We start from the raw sequence: 16,894 nt of genomic DNA, 5'->3' as shown, positions 1-16,894 counted from the left end.
GTAGCGACGAAGCAATCCAGACTGTCTCCGCGGAGGGATTCTGGATTGCTTCGCTGCGCTCGCAATGACGGCGGAGAGATCTCGCGAGAACAAAAAGGGCGGCCTCGCGGCCGCCCTTTTGCATTGAAGACAGAGCGAGAGATTACTCCGCCGCGAGCTTCACGTCCGGCGCGGCCGCGCGCACTTCGGCGTCGACCTGGGCTTCGAACTTGGCAAAGTTCTTCTGGAACATGCCGACCAGCGCGCGGGCGGTCTTGTCGAACTCGTCCTTGTCCTTCCAGGTGTTCACCGGGTTCAGGATCTCGGCCGGCACGCCCGGCAGCGCGGTCGGGACCGCGAAGCCGAAATATTTGTCGGTGCGGAATTCGACGTTGCGAAGCGAGCCGTCGAGCGCGGCGGTGAGCAGCGCGCGCGTCACCTTGATCGGCATGCGCGAGCCGGTGCCATACTTGCCGCCGGTCCAGCCGGTGTTGACCAGCCAGCAATCGACATTGTGCTGGGCGATGAGGTCGCGCAGCATGTTGCCATAGACGCTGGGGTCGAGCGGCAGGAAGGGCGATCCGAAGCAGGTCGAGAATTCCGGCTGCGGCTCGTTGCCGAGACCGCGCTCGGTGCCGGCGACCTTGGCGGTGTAGCCGGACAGGAAGTGATACATCGCCTGCGCCGGCGAAAGCTTTGCGATCGGCGGCAGCACGCCGAAGGCGTCGGCGGCGAGCATCACCACGTTCTTCGGCTGCGGCGCGCGGCCGGTGCGCGAAGCGTTCGGGATGAAGTCGAGCGGGTACGCGGAGCGCGTGTTCTCGGTCTTGGAGCCGTCGTCGAAATCGACGATTCGGGTGTCCTCGTCGAGCACGCAGTTCTCGAGCACCGCGCCGAAGCGCGTCGACGCCGCATAGATCTCGGGCTCGGCTTCCTGCGAGAGCTTGATGCACTTGGCGTAGCAGCCGCCCTCGAAGTTGAAGACGCCGTTCGGGCCCCAGCCATGCTCGTCGTCACCGATCAGCGTGCGGTTCGGATCGGCCGACAGCGTGGTCTTGCCGGTGCCTGATAGCCCGAAGAAGATCGCGGTGTCGCCATTGGCGCCGACATTGGCCGAGCAGTGCATCGGCATCACGCCGCGCTCGGGCAAATAGTAGTTCAGCGTGGTGAAGACGGACTTCTTCATCTCGCCGGCATAATAGGAGCCGCCGATCAGGACGATCTTGCGGGCGAAATCGATCGCAACGACGTTCTCCGACTTGCAGCCGTGGCGTTTCGGATCGGCGCGGAAGCTCGGCATGTCGATGATGGTGAGCTCCGGGGTGAAGCTCGGCAGCTCGACGGCCTCGGGGCGGATCAGCAACGTACGGATGAACAGCGAGTGCCAGGCGAGCTCGGTGAAGACGCGGGTCTTGATCCGGTACGCCGGATCGGCGCCGCCATAGAGGTCCTGCGCGAACAGGCTCTTGCCTTCGGCGTGCTTGAGGAAGTCCTGGTAGAGCGTCTCGAACTGCTCTGCGGTGATCGACTGGTTACCGGCCCACCACATCTTCTTGTCGGTGGTGGCGTCACGCACCGTGAACTTGTCCTTCGGGCTGCGGCCGGTGAACTCACCGGTGTCGGCGCAAAGCGAACCGTCTGCCGACAGCACCGCCTCGCCCGCGGAAAGTGAGTATTGATAGAGTTGCGGCGCGCCGAGGTTCCAGTGAACCCGTTTGAGATTCTTTAAGCCGAATTTGTCGGCACCGAAGGCACCGTTGCGCACGCCCGTCTCTTGCACGAAAAATCCTCCTAGAACCCGCGACACTCAGCGCGACCAAGCTTTGGCGCCATCGCAGTCACCGTGAATTATAGGCCGTCCGGCCTCGGTTGAACGACGTAATAATGGTGAACGCTGGCGTTGCCAAGCCGATCTCGCAGGATTTGGTTTATTCAAGGACCGCGCCAAATGCCGCGCATGTCAGCTCTGAGCGAGCGTATCAAAAAAATACGAATGATCGCGCAACCAAATGCGCAATTCCGCGTTTCCTGTGGTTATTGCGACGCACAATCGCAGGACCGTCCTATCGTACCTCGCCTTCGCCGATCAGCGCGAACGGCCCCCACATCGCGGGATAGGCGTTGCGCGGTGACGAGGTGTCATCGACATACGTCAACATCGCGCGGCGCAAAGCTTCGGCACGGCCGATTTTTGGTTCGTTCTTGAGCAGTTCGAAAGTCGACGTGGTCAAGCGGGTGGCAGCTTCCGAATCCACTGCCCAATGCGAGACCAGCAGCGCACGTGCACCCGCGTAGAAGAACGAGCGCGCCAGCCCCGACAGGGCCTCGGCGCCGGGCTTGTCGCCGGCGATGGTGTTGCAGGCCGATAGCACAACCCAATCGGCGTTGAGCTTGAGCTGAGCGACTTCACTTGCCGTGAGCAAGCCGTCATCCAGCTCTGTCGGCCGATCGGGAATGGAGAGCGCAAGCGAGGGCTCGCCCAATCCCTTGATATCGCCGGCAACGAGACCGTGGGTGGCAAAGTAGATGATGCTGTATTGAGCAAGCGCTGCACGCTTCAGCGTCGTTTCGCTGGCATCGCGGCCGAGATGGATGTCGGCCTCGGCCGCGCCGACATCCTTGGCCACAGCGTTCAACTCATCCGCGGTATCCGGCAGTTGCGGTAGCGCCTGCGCAAGCCGCGCGCGATCGACGCCGGCACCGCGCCAAAAATCGCTATAGGCAATTGTTGCAATGTTGCGTGCGGCGACCTTGCCGCTTGCCGCGCGACGATCGGCCGGCCCTTCGAGCGCGGGATTGAACACGGGATCGCCAAAGCCGGTCATCGGCTTCACGCCCTGCTCCCGACGCGCGACGGCACGCAGCGATTTCAGGCTGACCACCGAGGGCAGTACCGACACCGCCTGACGCCGCAACAGCCAGGAGGCGCTGCGATAGCCTTCGAGCGTGTCCGGGATCGCAGCTTGCGGCGTCTCCGTGACGAGCAGATGAAACGGCAACGCCGTCAGCGCGGCCGACGGCACCACCAGCAGGTTGCGCTTGTCCTTCGTCAGCGCTTCGATCGGGCCGAGCAGCGCGACATAAAGCTCGTTGGCGAGCCCGAGGTCGAACAGTCCTGATTTGCCGGAGGCATCGCGCGCCTTGCCGACATCGAGCCCCTTGCGGAAGGCAGTCACCTTCTGCGTCAGCGCGTTCGCGCCGAGCGGAATCTCCTTCCAGTCGACGCCTTCGCGCGTGATCGCGACGACATAGCTCTGCCTGTCGACGACGGAGTAGAGCACCATCGCCTCGTCGGGCGACAGCAAGGGCTGGATATCCTTGACCGCCAGCGGCAGGGGGTTGGAGAGCGACGCATAATCGGGAAACTCGACCGCGAGCGTCTTCTGCAAGCCCGTGCGCTCGTTCGCTATCGCCGCGATCCGCGCCCGGCTGCGCTGCTCGGCCGCGACGTCGCGCTGGGCCGGTTGCTTCGACACCGCGGCGATGATCGCCTTGTCGAGCGCCTCGGACTCGGCCGCAAGATCCTGGTCCCGGCGCACGAGCTCGGCGAGCCGGTCGCTGCCGGCAGCAAGGCGCACGGCCAGCTTGTTCACGGCGGACGCGGCGGAGGATTGCGTGCCACGCTGGATCGCGGCGAGCGCCTCGTCCAGCGCCTTGTCGTCAGGCAGCAGATATTGCTGTCGCGCGGCGAACAGGACCGGCAGCACGACGCGCAGCTGCGCGCGATTGGTCGCAAGCGTCTTTTCCGCGAGCGGCAGCGCATCGGCGTTCCGCCCCGAGACGTGGAGGAAATAAGCGAGATTGCTGGTCGAGGTCGCAACGTCCGGATGATCGGGACCGAGCGCACGTTCGCGGATCGACAGCGCACGGCGATAGAGCGGCTCCGCATCGGCATAGCGCCGCTGATGCTCGTAGAGACCGGCGAGATTGTTCAGCGAGCGCGCGACGTCGGGATGGTCCGGTCCCAGCACCTTTTCGCGGATCGCGAGCGAGCGCCGGATCGGCGCCTCGGCATCCGCATCGCGGTTGAGGTCGCGATCGAGCTGGCCGAGATTGTTCAGGAGCGTCGCGACCGCCGGATGCTCGGGGCCACCGGCCTTCTGGTAGATCGTGAGCGCGCGCTGAAACAACGGCTCGGCTTCGGCCTGACGCTGCTGCTTCACATAGTATGTGGCGAGATTGTTGAGGGACTGACCGACGTCGGGATGCTCGCGCGACAGCGCCTTCTCGCGAACGGCGAGCGCACGCTTGAACAGCGGCTCGGCCTCTGCAAAGCGGCTCTGCCTCTGATAGAGCGCGGCGAGGTTGTTCAGCACCGGTGCGATCTCGACACTGTCGAGACCGGTCCCCTTCTCCATCAGTGCAATGGCGCGCTTGTAGAGCGGCTCGGCCAGGTCGTCGTGACCCTGGTCGGCGTAGATCTGCGCAAGGTTGTTGAGCGCGCCCGCGAGATCACGATTGTTGGTGGTCTTCTCGAGAGACGCCACCATGGCCTGCGCCAGCGGCAGCGCCTCCGAATATCTGCCGGCGCTTCGGAGTGCGTTGATCCGCGCGCTCTCGGCGGCGAGACCTTTCTGGGCAAAGCCGGGCGTGGCAAGCGATGCGGTGATCGCGAGCGCCAAACCCGCAACCAGCGTCAAACGACGGCGTATCATGAACCCTCTCGCTGCCGACTTCGAACCATTACGGTCTTGGGTCGCAGCGATGGGGGGCAGCGTTCAAATTGTTGCGCGCTAGTCCACCTTCGCGCGCGCTTCGCCAGCAAGGCGGACCAGCATCTTGCGCAGCGCCGTGCCGTCAGTCACCCGCTCCGGGAAGTCCAGCCGCAGCGCAGTCTGGCCATCCTGCATGTCGAGACCTTCGGGGTCGCAGCCGGTGCAGCGCCAGTCGCCCTCCGCCGCGCCGAGGAGTTTTGTTGCATAGAGGCCCATGGCGTCGCGGTGGTCGGCATTCATGTGCGCGACCGCCCCCTCCTCCGCCGCCAGCAGATCCTCGGCGCCGGTAAGGTCCGTCAGGAACTGCTCGGGCTTGAGATCCACGATGCGGCCGAAGCCGGCGACCAGATGGGTTCCCGTGGGCCGAATTCTGAAGAAAGAGAAATCCTTAAACGAAACAAACGCTTCGGCCGATGGATGGGCATTGAGATACCGCCGCTGGAGCAGATCCTTGTCGGCATCGGCCTGTTCCGCCCGGCCGGACAGCATGATTCGGGCGCCCTCCAGCGGATCGCCGGCCGCGCGTTCGTCCAGCATCAGGGAGACCCGGTTATCCGCCAGGATGTTCCTGGTGTGCACGGCCAGGCCCGAGATCAGCAGGATCGGCGAGCCGTCGGGGTGGCTCGCCAGATTGACCAGGGAGCAATAGGGATCGCCGCTGCCGGCCATCAGCGTTGCCAGCGCCCCCTGGCGCGAGCGCCTGAGCAGCGATTTGGCGAGCTTTCCGGGGTCGAAATCAGGGGTCGGGTGCATCGGCTTTCTCGGGTCAGGTGGTTGCAAGGGAGGTCTTTTTTCGGGTAAACGGGGGTCAGGTTAAGGGTCGAAACGCGGCGAATCTGCTGCGCTTCGTGGAACTTGGTCACACTTCAGCCCAGCTTGCATTGCTCGGTGACAAGGTTCGACCGCCGAATTCGGCACCCGTGTATGCGGCGCATCAGTGAATTGCTCGCCGTTTCAAGCCACGACCCAAACGGAAAGCAGAAAGCAGAGGCTCATGCCCACAATCGCTTTGGTCGACGACGACCGCAACATTCTCACATCCGTCTCGATCGCGCTGGAGGCCGAAGGCTACCGCATCATGACTTACACCGACGGCGCCTCCGCGCTCGACGGCTTTCGCACCACCCAGCCCGATCTTGCCATTCTCGACATCAAGATGCCGCGCATGGACGGCATGGAAACGCTGCGCCGGCTGCGGCAGAAATCCGACCTGCCGGTGATCTTCCTGACCTCCAAGGACGAAGAGATCGACGAGCTGTTCGGCCTCAAGATGGGCGCCGACGACTTCATCCGCAAACCGTTCTCGCAGCGCCTGCTGGTCGAGCGCGTCAAGGCCGTGCTGCGCCGCTCTGCGCCGAAGGACCCGACCGTCGCGCCGAAGGAGAACGATGCCAAGGCGCTCGACCGCGGCCTGCTGCGCATGGACCCCGAACGGCACACCTGCACCTGGAAGAACGAGCCGGTGACGCTGACCGTCACCGAATTCCTGATCCTCCAGGCGCTGGCAACCCGGCCGGGCGTGGTGAAGAGCCGCAACGCGCTGATGGACGCCGCCTATGACGACCAGGTCTATGTCGACGACCGCACCATCGACAGCCACATCAAGCGGCTGCGCAAGAAGTTCAAGGTGACCGACAACGAGTTCGAGATGATCGAGACGCTCTACGGCGTCGGCTACCGCTTCAAGGAAGCCTGAGGCTCACGCGCCTTCACGAAAGACTGAGAGCATCGCCGGTTCTCGTTCCATCGGGACCGGGATGGCTCTAGGATGCGGGGACCCTTCGCACGAGATGTCCTAACGCGGGCGTAAGCATTGCTTGACCGAACGCAGCCTGACGAGAACCAGAATGCCGGGGATATCGCATCCGACGGCGTACCGGAGCACGTCGCCGACGACAAGCCGGCCGCGCAAGGTTGGCGGCCGCTGTCCTGGCTGACGCGCGCCGGTCAGTATTTCTTCGCGCTCTCCTTCTCGAGCCTGACCCGCCGCATCGTCTCGCTCAACCTCGCCGGCCTCGTCGCGCTGGTCGCGAGCATTCTCTATCTCTCGCAGTTCCGCGCCGGCCTGATCGACGCGCGTGCGCAGAGCCTGCTGGTGCAGGCCGAGATCATCGCCGGTGCCATCGGAGCGTCGGCGACCGTGCAGACCAACGCGATCACGGTCGATCCTGACCGCCTGCTCGATCTGAAGCTCGGCGACAGCTACGGCGAATCCGACGATTATTCGGCGCTGAACTTCCCGATCAGCCCGGAGCGCGTGGCACCCGTGCTGCGCACACTGATCTCGCCGACCAAGACCCGCGCGCGGATATTCGATCCCAACGGGACGGTGCTGCTCGACAGCCGCGACCTCGAGAACGTGCTGATCTTCCCGTTGCCGCCGCCATCGCAGAAGCCCGGCGTGATCGAGCGCGGCCTGACTTCGGTGCGCCTCTGGATCAACCGCGGTGACCTGCCGCTGTATCGCGAGCTCGGGCGCGAGAACGGCAATGGCTATTCGGAAGTGAGCGACGCGCTCCAGGGCCAGAAGCGTTCGATGGTGCGGGTCAATTCGCGCGGCGAGGTGATCGTCTCGGTCGCAGTCCCCGTGCTGCGCTCGCGCGCCATCCACGGCGCCCTGATGCTGTCGACGCAGGGCGACGACATCGACCAGATGGTCACCGCCGAGCGCCTGGCGATCCTGAAGGTCGGCGGCGTCGCTGCCGCGGTCATGATCATGCTGTCGCTGCTGCTCGCCAGCACGATCGCAGGCCCGGTGCGCCGGCTCGCCGACAGCGCCGAGCGCGTCCGCCGCCGCATCAAGGCGCGCATCGAGATTCCCGACTTCACCCGGCGCCGCGACGAAATCGGTCACCTTTCCGGCGCGCTGCGCGACATGACCAGCGCGCTCTACAGCCGCATCGAGGCGATCGAGATGTTCGCCGCCGATGTCGCGCATGAACTGAAGAACCCGCTGACCTCGCTGCGCTCCGCGGTCGAGACGCTGCCGCTGGCGCGCAACGAGACCAGCCGCGCGCGCCTGCTCGAGGTGATCGAGCATGACGTCAAACGGCTCGACCGCCTCATCTCCGACATCTCCGACGCCAGCCGCCTCGACGCCGAATTGCAGCGCCAGGATGCGGTCCGGGTCGACCTGCGCCGCCTGCTGACGACGCTCGTATCCGTCGCCAATGAAACCAAGCTCGGCCATGACGTCGCGGTCGAAACGCGCTTCGAGGGCCGCGGCGCGACCGACGCGTTCTCCGTGACGGGCCACGATTCACGGCTCGGGCAGGTGGTCTCCAACCTGCTCTCCAACGCGCAATCGTTCTCCGAGCCCGGCAGCAAGGTGCGCCTCACCTGCCGCCGCGTCCGTTCCGAGATCGAGATCGTGGTCGACGACGACGGTCCCGGCATCCGCGACGACGCGCTGGAGCGCATCTTCGAGCGCTTCTACACCGACCGTCCGCACCAGGGCTTTGGCCAGAACTCCGGCCTCGGCCTGTCGATCTCCAAGCAGATCGTCGATGCCCATGGCGGACGCATCTGGGCCGAGAACCGCCCGGGCCCTGTGGACGAGGACGGAGCGCCTACGGTTGTCGGCGCGCGTTTCGTGGTGAGGCTGCCGGCGCTATGAGCGGCGGTGGCCCCAGCGTTCACGCCTCCGCAGTCAAGGTCGGGACTCTGGCGGTGCTGATCCGCGGGCCCTCAGGCTCCGGCAAGTCGCGCCTTGCCTTCGATTTGATCATGGCGGGACGCGCCGGCGTGGTCGAAAGGGCCGTTCTGGTCGGCGATGACCGTGTCCATCTGGCGACAGTCGGCGATGAAATTGAAGTCCGCCCCGCGCCGCTGCTGGCCGGCCTGATCGAGATTCGGGGACTGGGAATCCGCCGCTGCGACTTCGTGGAGCATGCGACCGTCGGCCTCGTGGTCGATCTGGACGCCGCCGACGCAGAACGGCTGCCTGCGGCGGAATCGCTGAAAACAAGCATTTTCGGTGTCGAAATACCGCGAATCCCCGTCGGGCGCGACTATTCGCCCCTCCCTTTGGTTGTTGCGGCCTTGACCACTACCAAGAGTTCATCTTCCGTTAACCCTTCAGGCGATTGTTTGAAGGGAAATGGTAACCATATGAACCCCACTATCGCGACCGAATAGACCGGCGCAGCTCCCCTCATCCATCCGTCTAGTTTCAGGGAGATACGCAACATCCCCTCTTGCGCGGGGGCTCTGGATGGTCAAAGTGGCGCGTTCGTGCGGTGCACCAAAAGCGCCCGCGAGGAGTTTTCCGATGATTGGTCTAGTACTTGTGACCCACGGGCGCCTTGCCGACGAATTCAAGGCAGCGCTTGAGCATGTCATGGGCCCACAAAAGCAAATCGAAGCGATCACGATCGGTGCCGAAGATGATTCCGATCTCTGCCGAAGCGACATCATCGAGGCGGTCAACCGCGTCGATTCCGGCGACGGCGTCGCGATCCTCACCGACATGTTCGGCGGCACGCCGTCGAACCTTGCAATATCCTGCATGAGCCGGCCGAAGGTCGAAGTGCTCGCCGGCATCAACCTTCCCATGCTGGTGAAGCTTGCCAAGGTGCGCGAGGAGCGTCCGCTGCCCGACGCGATCGCGATGGCCCAGGAAGCGGGTCGCAAATACGTCACCATTGCCAGCCGCGTGCTCGCCGGCAAATGAGCGACGACGCGCCGCTCGGAAACCAGGCCGGGACAGGCGTGCCGGCGGGAGCCATTTCCAAAGACCTCCTGATCATCAACAAGCGCGGCCTGCACGCCCGCGCCTCGGCGAAATTCGTCCAGGCGGTGGAGCGCTTCAACGCGCAGGTGTGGGTGACGCGCGGCGGCGAGACCGTCGGCGGCACCTCGATCATGGGCCTGATGATGCTGGCCGCAGGACCGGGCACGACGATCACGGTCGCCGCCGCCGGTGACGATGCCCAGGCTGCGCTTGCGGCGATTACCGAGCTCGTTGAAAGCAAGTTCAACGAGGAAGGGATCTGAGCCACGCGCTCAGTGCCGTAGGGTGGGCAAAGGCGCGAAGCGCCGTGCCCACCATCTCGCGACAATCGCCATAGAAGTGGTGGGCACGCTTCCGCCGTCGCTCTTCGAGCTATGGCGGACAAGTCGCTTTGCCCACCCTACGAGATCTACAACGCCGCAATCACTTCGCCGGCGGGGCGATGTAGATATTCCAGCTCATCGCCGGGCCGGCCTTGCCGTGGGTGAAGCGGCGCGTCGTCATCACGATGCGCTCGGCGTTCGGCGCGATCTCCGAGACCCATTTCTCGAACGCCGGCAGGCGGCCATCGGTCGGATCGAACACACCGATGAAGCCATACTTCCTGGCATCCTCGCGCGACGTCAGCCCGGAATCCCAGGCTTCGAGCGGCATCAGCGCGGCCGGATGATCGGGGCTGTAGAACACCATCGGCTGGATCGACTCCATGGTGCCGGCGACGACCGCCCAGCGCGAGCCGAAACGCGTGTGCCAGGCCTGCGTCAATTCATGCGCCAGCTCCGAGCGCGCGCCGTAGGTTGCCGTGTTGCCGGCATTGGCGGCCATCTCGCGCGCGGCGATCCAGGGCGAGGCGGCGAGCGTGGCGACGCTGAGCAGGAGCCAGATCACGGCGATGTTGAACAGGGCCGCACTCTGCACCCGCAGCGCCGGGATCGCGACCAGCGCCAAGGGCACCAGGAAGAACAGCGAGATGCCCCAATCGGTCTTCATGTAGATGCTGAAGGCCAGCGCGCCGAGCGGCGGGCCGACCGCGACGATGATCTGGATGATCCAGACGTTCAGCGCCTGCGCAACATTGACGCCGGGATTGGCGCCGCGCCCCCAGGCACGCGTGACGATGCGTAACGGCGCGCGCAGCAGCAGCGTGAACCAATGCGGCACCAGCGCCATTGCGAGCGCGGCCAGCGCCACCGGCAACGCCAGCAGCGCCAAATTATGCAGGGCGTAGCCCGCCACGAGCTGATGGACCTGGCGGCTGTCATCGAGGCTGTAGGTATCGCCGGCATAGGTCAGCGGCACGAAATGCACGCCCGCAAGCCAGACGATGTGCGGGATCATCGCCACGACCATTGTCGCGATCGCCACCCACGGCGCCGGCGACAGCAGGAATCGCAGCCGGTCGGGATGTATCAGCGCAGCAAGGCCAATGGCGCCGATCATGGTCAGCACCCAGTATTTGGTCATCAGCGCCAGCGCGCCGGCGAGCCCGAACCAGATGCCGGACTGCCAGGTCCGCTTCTCGAAGGCGTTGAGATAGGCGAGCACGAGCAGCGGCAGCGTGACGAGCTGGAGCAGGTCGGGGTTGTACTTGAAACCCTTGAAATTGAAGATCGGGTAGAGCGCGACCATCACCACGACCAGGAACGCACGCCGCGCGTCCACGACGCGCAAGCTCAGCAGCCAGCAGATCACCATGCCGACGCCGACGGTCGCCATCGCCAGCGCATAGGTCGCCCAGTCCGCCGCCGGGAACACCTTGAACCAGAGGCCGGCGACCCAGCCCGACAGCGGCGGGTGCTTGCCGTAGCCCCACAGGAACTCCTGGCCCCAGCCATAGGCTTCTGCGACGTCCATGTGAACGTCCTGCGCTGCCTTGAGATTGATCAGGATGAAGGTCCAGATCACCGCATGCAGGATGGCGAGCTGGATCACCAGCCAGAGCCGCGCTTCGGGCCGGATCGCGCAGGCGACCAGCCAGGCCCGGAAGCGGTTAAAGCTCACCCGGGCTTTTACGCGTGTTCGGGCAGACGGGATCGAGGTCGTGGACATGAGCCTGGACATGGGCCGTTGCGTAGCGCGTTTTGGGCCCTCGTGGAATCAGCTTGGCGTGAAGAAAGGCCCTGAAAATACAGCAATATGGTTGCCGCACGGGGATGTGAGTGGTATCCCGCGCCCATGACGACCGTCCCCATTTCCAACATCCGCAACTTCTCCATCGTCGCCCATATCGACCATGGCAAGTCGACGCTGGCCGACCGCCTGATCCAGATGACCGGCGGCCTCACCGACCGCGAAATGGCGGGCAAGGAGCAGGTGCTCGATTCCATGGACATCGAGCGCGAGCGCGGCATCACCATCAAGGCGCAGACGGTCCGCCTCGCCTACCACGCCAAGGACGGCAAGGACTACATCTTCAACCTGATGGACACGCCCGGCCACGTCGACTTCGCCTACGAAGTCTCGCGGTCGCTGGCGGCCTGCGAGGGTTCCCTGCTGGTGGTCGACGCCAGCCAGGGCGTCGAAGCGCAGACGCTCGCCAACGTCTACCAGGCGCTCGACAACAATCACGAGATCGTCCCGGTCCTGAACAAGGTCGACCTTCCCGCGGCCGAACCCGAGAAGATCAAGCAGCAGATCGAGGACGTCATCGGCATCGATGCCTCCGACGCCGTGATGATCTCGGCCAAGACCGGCCTCGGCGTCCCCGACGTGCTGGAAGCCATCGTCACCCGCCTGCCGCCGCCGAAGGGCGACCGCGACGCGACCTTGAAGGCGCTCTTGGTCGACAGCTGGTACGACGTCTATCTCGGCGTGGTCGTGCTGATCCGCGTGGTCGACGGCGTCATGAAGAAGAACCAGCGCATCCGCATGATGGGCACAGGCGCGGCCTATGATGTCGAGCGCGTCGGCTTCTTCACCCCGAAGATGGAGCAGGTCGACGAGCTCGGCCCCGGCGAGATCGGCTTCATCACCGCGGCGATCAAGGAAGTCGCCGACACCCGCGTCGGCGACACCATCACCGACGACCGGAAGCCGGTCACCGAAATGCTGCCGGGCTTCAAGCCGGCGATCCCGGTGGTATTCTGCGGCCTGTTCCCGGCCGACGCCAATGACTTCGAAACGCTGCGCGGGGCGATGGGCAAGCTGCGCCTCAACGACGCGAGCTTCTCCTACGAGATGGAAACCTCGGCTGCGCTGGGCTTCGGCTTCCGCTGCGGCTTCCTCGGGCTATTGCACCTCGAGATCATCCAGGAGCGGCTGTCGCGCGAGTTCGACCTCAACCTGATCGCGACCGCGCCAAGCGTGATCTACAAGATGCACCTGACCGACGGCCAGGAGATCTCGATCCACAATCCCGTCGACATGCCCGACGTGGTCAAGATCGCCGACATCGAGGAGCCCTGGATCGAGGCCACCATCCTCACTCCCGACGAATATCTCGGCAGCGTGTTGAAGCTGTGCCAGGACCGCCGCGGCGCGCAGAAGGAGCTGACCTATGTCGGCTCCCGCGCCATGGTGAAGTACGATCTGCCGCTCAACGAAGTCGTGTTCGATTTCTACGACCGCCTGAAATCGGTCTCGAAAGGCTACGCCTCGTTCGACTATCACCTGACCGACTACAAGGTGGCCGATCTCGTCAAGATGCAGATCCTGGTCAACAACGAGCCGGTCGACGCGCTGTCGATGCTGGTGCATCGCACCCGCGCGGAGGGGCGCGGCCGCGCCATGGTCGAGAAGATGAAGGAGCTGATCCCGCCGCACATGTTCCAGATCCCGATCCAGGCGGCGATCGGCGGCAAGGTGATCGCGCGCGAGACGGTGCGTGCGCTGCGCAAGGACGTCACCGCGAAGTGCTACGGCGGCGACATCACGCGTAAGCGGAAACTTCTGGAGAAGCAGAAGGAAGGCAAGAAGAAGATGCGGCAGTTCGGCAAGGTCGACATCCCGCAGGAAGCCTTCATTGCCGCGTTGAAGGTGGATAGCTGAGGGGAACGCTCAGGCCACTCCGGGCCCAACGAGATTGGGGCCGGCCCGGCCTATCGGGGGCCGACATGCAAAATTCGCGAAAACAACCCCATGCACAGTAGCCGCGCCCTTGTCGGCATTGGGTTTTTTCGATTTTACGAAATCGATTTGACCCGTCGGGCAAAACAGGGGCATGATGGCATCATGGCAGCGGGTGTCCAGCAGGCGTCCATCAGAACGCACCATCTCCGCCGCCGACCGATTGGCAACCTCTGAATTCGATATCCAGGCGCCACGTCGGTGACGGCCTGCTTCGGCTTCTGGCTCGTCAACCGACCTGCCAGGCGTTTGTCCTCGAAGACTGCTTTTGACCCTAAGCGGAGTTCGATCGGCGCTCTTGTCGACTCAGCAGTCAACTGGCCGCCGACATCATCCCTCCGGTACTCCGGCAATGTGCATTCCCTTAACAAAGCGCTTGATGCCTGCGACGAACGTCGCCTCGCCGCTCACTGAAACGCCTTTGACGCGACGGATGGTAAACCCTGGATCGAGCGCAAGTCCCGCTTTCGCCGCGACTTGCGCCTCGTCCAGCCTTCCAAGAAGCGCGAGCGCTGCAGCGTATCCGAAATGCAAGAGCGGATAGTTTCGATTGGCTTCGATTCCTCGAGCAAACCAGACCGCTGCTTCAGCGTCGGCAGCGATCAGCAGCTTGGCAAAGGCCGCCGTATTCATCCATCGAAAGGCGGAGATATCGCGAGGGGACAGCCGCAGCGCTTCATTGATGTGGGACTCCGTATCCGCAGCGCAACCCATATAATTTTTGGCGACGCCCAGCATCTCGTGAGCGTCAGCCAAATTGCGGTCCAGGGCCAAGGCTCGCTCGCACTCAGCCATGCCTCGGGCCACGCGATTCGTACAGATGAGTACGACGGCTAAGGTGAAATGAGCCCACGCATGGTCGGGCGCAAGGCACAGCGCCCTCAGCACTTTTGTCTCTGCTGCTGTCAGATGTTCGTGGGGGTGGTCGGTTAGGAACAAAACTCCAAGTGCGGACTCGACCGTCGCCGTCCAGCTCAAGGCGTCGATATTGTTGGGATCAATCGCCAAGGCTTGTTCAAAAAAAAGGCGAGCTTCTGCCAAATATTCGGGTGTCAATCCTTTGTTCCAGGAATAGCGGCCCTGGAAATAGAGATCGGCAGCATCGGGATTCAGCGTTCTTGCCGCGCGCCGCGACTCTGCGACAACGAGTTGGACGTCTAAGGTCCGCGCAATCCTGGCTACGATTTCGTCCTGCATATCGAGCAGATCGGCGAAGGACTTGTCGAAGCGGTCGGCCCACAAATGATTGCCCGTCGTCGCGTCGATCAATTGAACATTCACCCGGAGACGATCGTCGCAACGCTGCACCGAGCCTTCGAGCGCGTAGCGAACATTCAACTCGCGACCTATCTGCCTGACATCGACCGATTTGCCTTTGTAGGTGAACGCGGTGTGTTGGCCGATGACGAATGAGCCACTGATACGTGATAAATCCGTGGTGAGGCTCCCGGTCACGCCATCGACAAAGTAGTCCTGCTCTGGGGCGCTGCTGAGATTGACGAAGGGCAACACAACGATGGAAAGGCGAGGTGGTGAAAGCGACCTCTGCGCTGCATCATCGTTCTGCGCCACATGGCCAAGGGGGACGGTTGTGGGCCTTTGCGCCTCCTGCACTGTGCCAACAAAGCGGAAACCCTTGCGGGGCATCGTCCTTATCAGACGCTGTCTCTCGCCCGTGTCGCCAATTGCGCCGCGAGCAGCATTCATGCGCGTCGTGAGCGCGGCATCCGAGACGATGCGACCACTCCAAACAGCACCGAGGAGGTCGTCCTTGCTAACAACCCGCTCCCTGTTGCGAATGAGGTAAAGGAGCAAGTCAAACGTTTGTGGCGCAGTAGCGATCAGCACGGCTCCGCAGCGCAGCTCGCGCTGGTCCGTGTCCAATACGTAGTCTTCGAAGAGATAGCGCAAGGCCGTCTTCTCCGCCCGATAGACCTCATTTCTTCCCAAACGCGCTCATCGCAGAAGGACACCAAGAATAGGCCGGAGACGAGAGAAAAGTAAGCTGTTCGTTCAGGGATGACCGACGGCGGCCGATATGGAGCGGCTAGGCACTTCCGCTCGTGCCCCATCGCTTCCGTTGACGCGGTGCAGCTGTGTCGGGTGATGGCGGCAGAGCGGAAGTTTGCCCCTGAGCGCCAAACCGACGCTTTTGACCCAACCCGGACATCGCAGAGCCACCTTTGATTTTCAGTATCGCCTTTTAGACGCTAAGATGCGTTGACCTAGACTCTAGCTAGGGGGCGAACATGAGGCGGCGTGCTTTTCTCGGTGCCGTTTGTGGTGCGGTAGCATTGCCGCGGCTGGCTGCGGCGGCGGAGAGCGCCAAGAAGAAACGTCTTGCTATTTTCGTCCCGTCAGAGCCGAGCGCGGACTGGCACGAGCTTAGCGGGAAAAAATATCCTCGAGCCCTCTTCGCCGAGCTGCGACGGTTGGGACAGATCGAGGGACAAAACCTCAAAGTCGAAAGTTATGGACGAGAGCAAAACACGTCCGGCCTCGAGGCCTTGGCGACGGAAATCGTTAGCAGCAACCCGGACGTCATTCTCCTCGGTGGTCCTGGCGCACTCATCTTCAAAAAACTGACATCGCGTATTCCAATCGTAACGATAACTGCCGACCCCGTTCGACTGGGGATTGCCGAAAGTCTGGCTCGCCCGGGCGGAAATTTTACGGGAGCCAGCATCGACGCCGGTCCATCAATTCATGGAAAGCGGATTGCACTGCTGCGCGAAATCTTTCCTTCAATATCAAAACTTGGCTTGCTCGCCCTTCACATCCAATACAGCGGGCTCGTCAAGGATTCGCCTATCCCCGCAGCGGCCCAGGAGGCTGGCCTACCTATCGCGGTGTCGCTACTGGATGTTGGTGCTCAAGAAAATGACTGGCGGGCAGCGGTAGAGAGCCTTTCCGGCGAAGGCGCAAATGCAGTCATGGTGGTCGACTCCCCTGAAACTTTTCAAAACAGCGCTTTGATCGCCAAGTTGCTGACCGACGCGAGACTTCCGGCGATTTTCGCGTTCACCGAATCCGTCGAAGCCGGGGGCCTAATGGCCTACTCCTTTGATCTAGTCGAATTGTATAAGCGCGCGGCCAACAACATCGACGCAATTTTCCGCGGAGCAAAAGCTGGCGATATTCCATTCTACCAAGTGACCAAATTCGATCTGTCCATCAACTTGAAGACGGCCAGGCAGCTGGGCCTTTCCGTCTCTCCTGCACTCTCGGCCAGTGCCGACAAGGTCATCGAGTGAACAGGTCCGGTTATGGCCCGCGGGTGACATGCCCGCGCAGTCTGACGATTTCCGTTCACAGGGGCAGACCGGAAGGGAGCGGCACGCGGCCATAGTGACGCGATTGATCCGAAGGCGACACGGCGAGCTTCAACTTCGGGACGTCAACC

The 16,894-nt window shown here is 63.3% G+C and carries 12 protein-coding genes; 7 read left to right on the top strand and 5 right to left on the bottom strand.

Features of this window, described 5'->3' with window-relative positions; translation table 11 throughout:
- Nucleotides 1-142: 142 nt before the first annotated feature.
- From ABIB95_RS32855 to ABIB95_RS32845, 3 genes are all read right to left on the bottom strand, one after another.
- On the bottom strand, nucleotides 143-1,759 hold the full coding sequence (locus ABIB95_RS32855; protein ID WP_071916914.1) for a phosphoenolpyruvate carboxykinase: 1,617 nt from the start codon (nucleotides 1,757-1,759) through the stop codon (nucleotides 143-145).
- 283 nt (nucleotides 1,760-2,042) lie between these two features.
- The gene (locus ABIB95_RS32850; protein ID WP_354245619.1) at nucleotides 2,043-4,634 is read right to left on the bottom strand and encodes a tetratricopeptide repeat protein; all 2,592 of its coding nucleotides are present in this window, start codon (nucleotides 4,632-4,634) and stop codon (nucleotides 2,043-2,045) included.
- Between the two features lie 78 nt (nucleotides 4,635-4,712).
- The gene (locus tag ABIB95_RS32845; protein WP_354245616.1) at nucleotides 4,713-5,447 is read right to left on the bottom strand and encodes a HugZ family pyridoxamine 5'-phosphate oxidase; all 735 of its coding nucleotides are present in this window, start codon (nucleotides 5,445-5,447) and stop codon (nucleotides 4,713-4,715) included.
- Nucleotides 5,448-5,688: 241 nt separating this feature from the next.
- On the opposite strand from ABIB95_RS32845, the gene ABIB95_RS32840 reads away from it, so the two are divergent.
- The 5 genes from ABIB95_RS32840 to ABIB95_RS32820 all read left to right on the top strand — a co-directional run bounded on the left by ABIB95_RS32840 (nucleotide 5,689) and on the right by ABIB95_RS32820 (nucleotide 9,689).
- Nucleotides 5,689-6,390 carry a response regulator transcription factor gene (locus tag ABIB95_RS32840; protein WP_038952081.1) on the top strand — a complete coding sequence of 234 codons (702 nt, stop codon included), beginning with the start codon at nucleotides 5,689-5,691 and terminating at the stop codon, nucleotides 6,388-6,390.
- Nucleotides 6,391-6,507: 117 nt separating this feature from the next.
- Nucleotides 6,508-8,310, top strand: a complete 1,803-nt coding sequence (locus tag ABIB95_RS32835; RefSeq protein ID WP_276010589.1) for a sensor histidine kinase — start codon at nucleotides 6,508-6,510, stop codon at nucleotides 8,308-8,310.
- Nucleotides 8,307-8,831, top strand: coding sequence for an HPr kinase/phosphorylase (locus tag ABIB95_RS32830; RefSeq protein ID WP_071916918.1), 525 nt, complete (start codon nucleotides 8,307-8,309; stop codon nucleotides 8,829-8,831). Before ABIB95_RS32835 ends, ABIB95_RS32830 begins: the two co-directional genes overlap by 4 nt.
- A gap of 133 nt (nucleotides 8,832-8,964) precedes the next feature.
- Entirely contained in the window at nucleotides 8,965-9,366 is a 402-nt protein-coding gene (locus ABIB95_RS32825; protein ID WP_007597752.1) for a PTS sugar transporter subunit IIA, read from the top strand.
- Nucleotides 9,363-9,689: an HPr family phosphocarrier protein gene (locus ABIB95_RS32820; protein ID WP_063980739.1), complete on the top strand. Its 327-nt coding sequence runs from the start codon at nucleotides 9,363-9,365 to the stop codon at nucleotides 9,687-9,689. Before ABIB95_RS32825 ends, ABIB95_RS32820 begins: the two co-directional genes overlap by 4 nt.
- Nucleotides 9,690-9,849: 160 nt before the next feature.
- Here ABIB95_RS32820 and ABIB95_RS32815 read toward each other — a convergent pair whose 3' ends face one another.
- Nucleotides 9,850-11,475 carry a glycosyltransferase family 39 protein gene (locus ABIB95_RS32815; protein WP_354245756.1) on the bottom strand — a complete coding sequence of 542 codons (1,626 nt, stop codon included), beginning with the start codon at nucleotides 11,473-11,475 and terminating at the stop codon, nucleotides 9,850-9,852.
- Nucleotides 11,476-11,601: 126 nt separating this feature from the next.
- Here ABIB95_RS32815 and lepA point away from each other — a divergent pair, with 126 nt between their 5' ends.
- Nucleotides 11,602-13,413 carry a translation elongation factor 4 gene (gene lepA, locus ABIB95_RS32810; RefSeq protein WP_071916919.1) on the top strand — a complete coding sequence of 604 codons (1,812 nt, stop codon included), beginning with the start codon at nucleotides 11,602-11,604 and terminating at the stop codon, nucleotides 13,411-13,413.
- 408 nt (nucleotides 13,414-13,821) lie between these two features.
- On the opposite strand, the gene ABIB95_RS32805 is transcribed toward lepA, so the two are convergent.
- Complete coding sequence (locus ABIB95_RS32805) at nucleotides 13,822-15,402, bottom strand: winged helix-turn-helix domain-containing protein (RefSeq protein WP_354245611.1); 1,581 nt, start codon at nucleotides 15,400-15,402, stop codon at nucleotides 13,822-13,824.
- Between the two features lie 338 nt (nucleotides 15,403-15,740).
- On the opposite strand from ABIB95_RS32805, the gene ABIB95_RS32800 reads away from it, so the two are divergent.
- Nucleotides 15,741-16,745, top strand: a complete 1,005-nt coding sequence (locus ABIB95_RS32800; RefSeq protein ID WP_354245609.1) for an ABC transporter substrate-binding protein — start codon at nucleotides 15,741-15,743, stop codon at nucleotides 16,743-16,745.
- Nucleotides 16,746-16,894: the final 149 nt, after the last annotated feature.

It is taken from the genome of Bradyrhizobium sp. LA2.1 (genome assembly GCF_040547725.1).
GTDB lineage: Bacteria > Pseudomonadota > Alphaproteobacteria > Rhizobiales > Xanthobacteraceae > Bradyrhizobium > Bradyrhizobium barranii.
This window is presented reverse-complemented; position numbering and strand designations above follow the sequence as displayed.

Bases quoted from the DNA above. Each gene is read 5' to 3' on its own strand.
- ABIB95_RS32815 (WP_354245756.1), bottom strand. From the start codon at position 11,475: ATGTCCACGACCTCGATCCCGTCTGCCCGAACACGCGTAAAAGCCCGG.
- ABIB95_RS32850 (WP_354245619.1), bottom strand. From the start codon at position 4,634: ATGATACGCCGTCGTTTGACGCTGGTTGCGGGTTTGGCGCTCGCGATC.
- ABIB95_RS32845 (WP_354245616.1), bottom strand. From the start codon at position 5,447: ATGCACCCGACCCCTGATTTCGACCCCGGAAAGCTCGCCAAATCGCTG.
- ABIB95_RS32840 (WP_038952081.1), top strand. From the start codon at position 5,689: ATGCCCACAATCGCTTTGGTCGACGACGACCGCAACATTCTCACATCC.
- ABIB95_RS32830 (WP_071916918.1), top strand. From the start codon at position 8,307: ATGAGCGGCGGTGGCCCCAGCGTTCACGCCTCCGCAGTCAAGGTCGGG.
- ABIB95_RS32820 (WP_063980739.1), top strand. From the start codon at position 9,363: ATGAGCGACGACGCGCCGCTCGGAAACCAGGCCGGGACAGGCGTGCCG.
- lepA (WP_071916919.1), top strand. From the start codon at position 11,602: ATGACGACCGTCCCCATTTCCAACATCCGCAACTTCTCCATCGTCGCC.
- ABIB95_RS32800 (WP_354245609.1), top strand. From the start codon at position 15,741: ATGAGGCGGCGTGCTTTTCTCGGTGCCGTTTGTGGTGCGGTAGCATTG.
- ABIB95_RS32825 (WP_007597752.1), top strand. From the start codon at position 8,965: ATGATTGGTCTAGTACTTGTGACCCACGGGCGCCTTGCCGACGAATTC.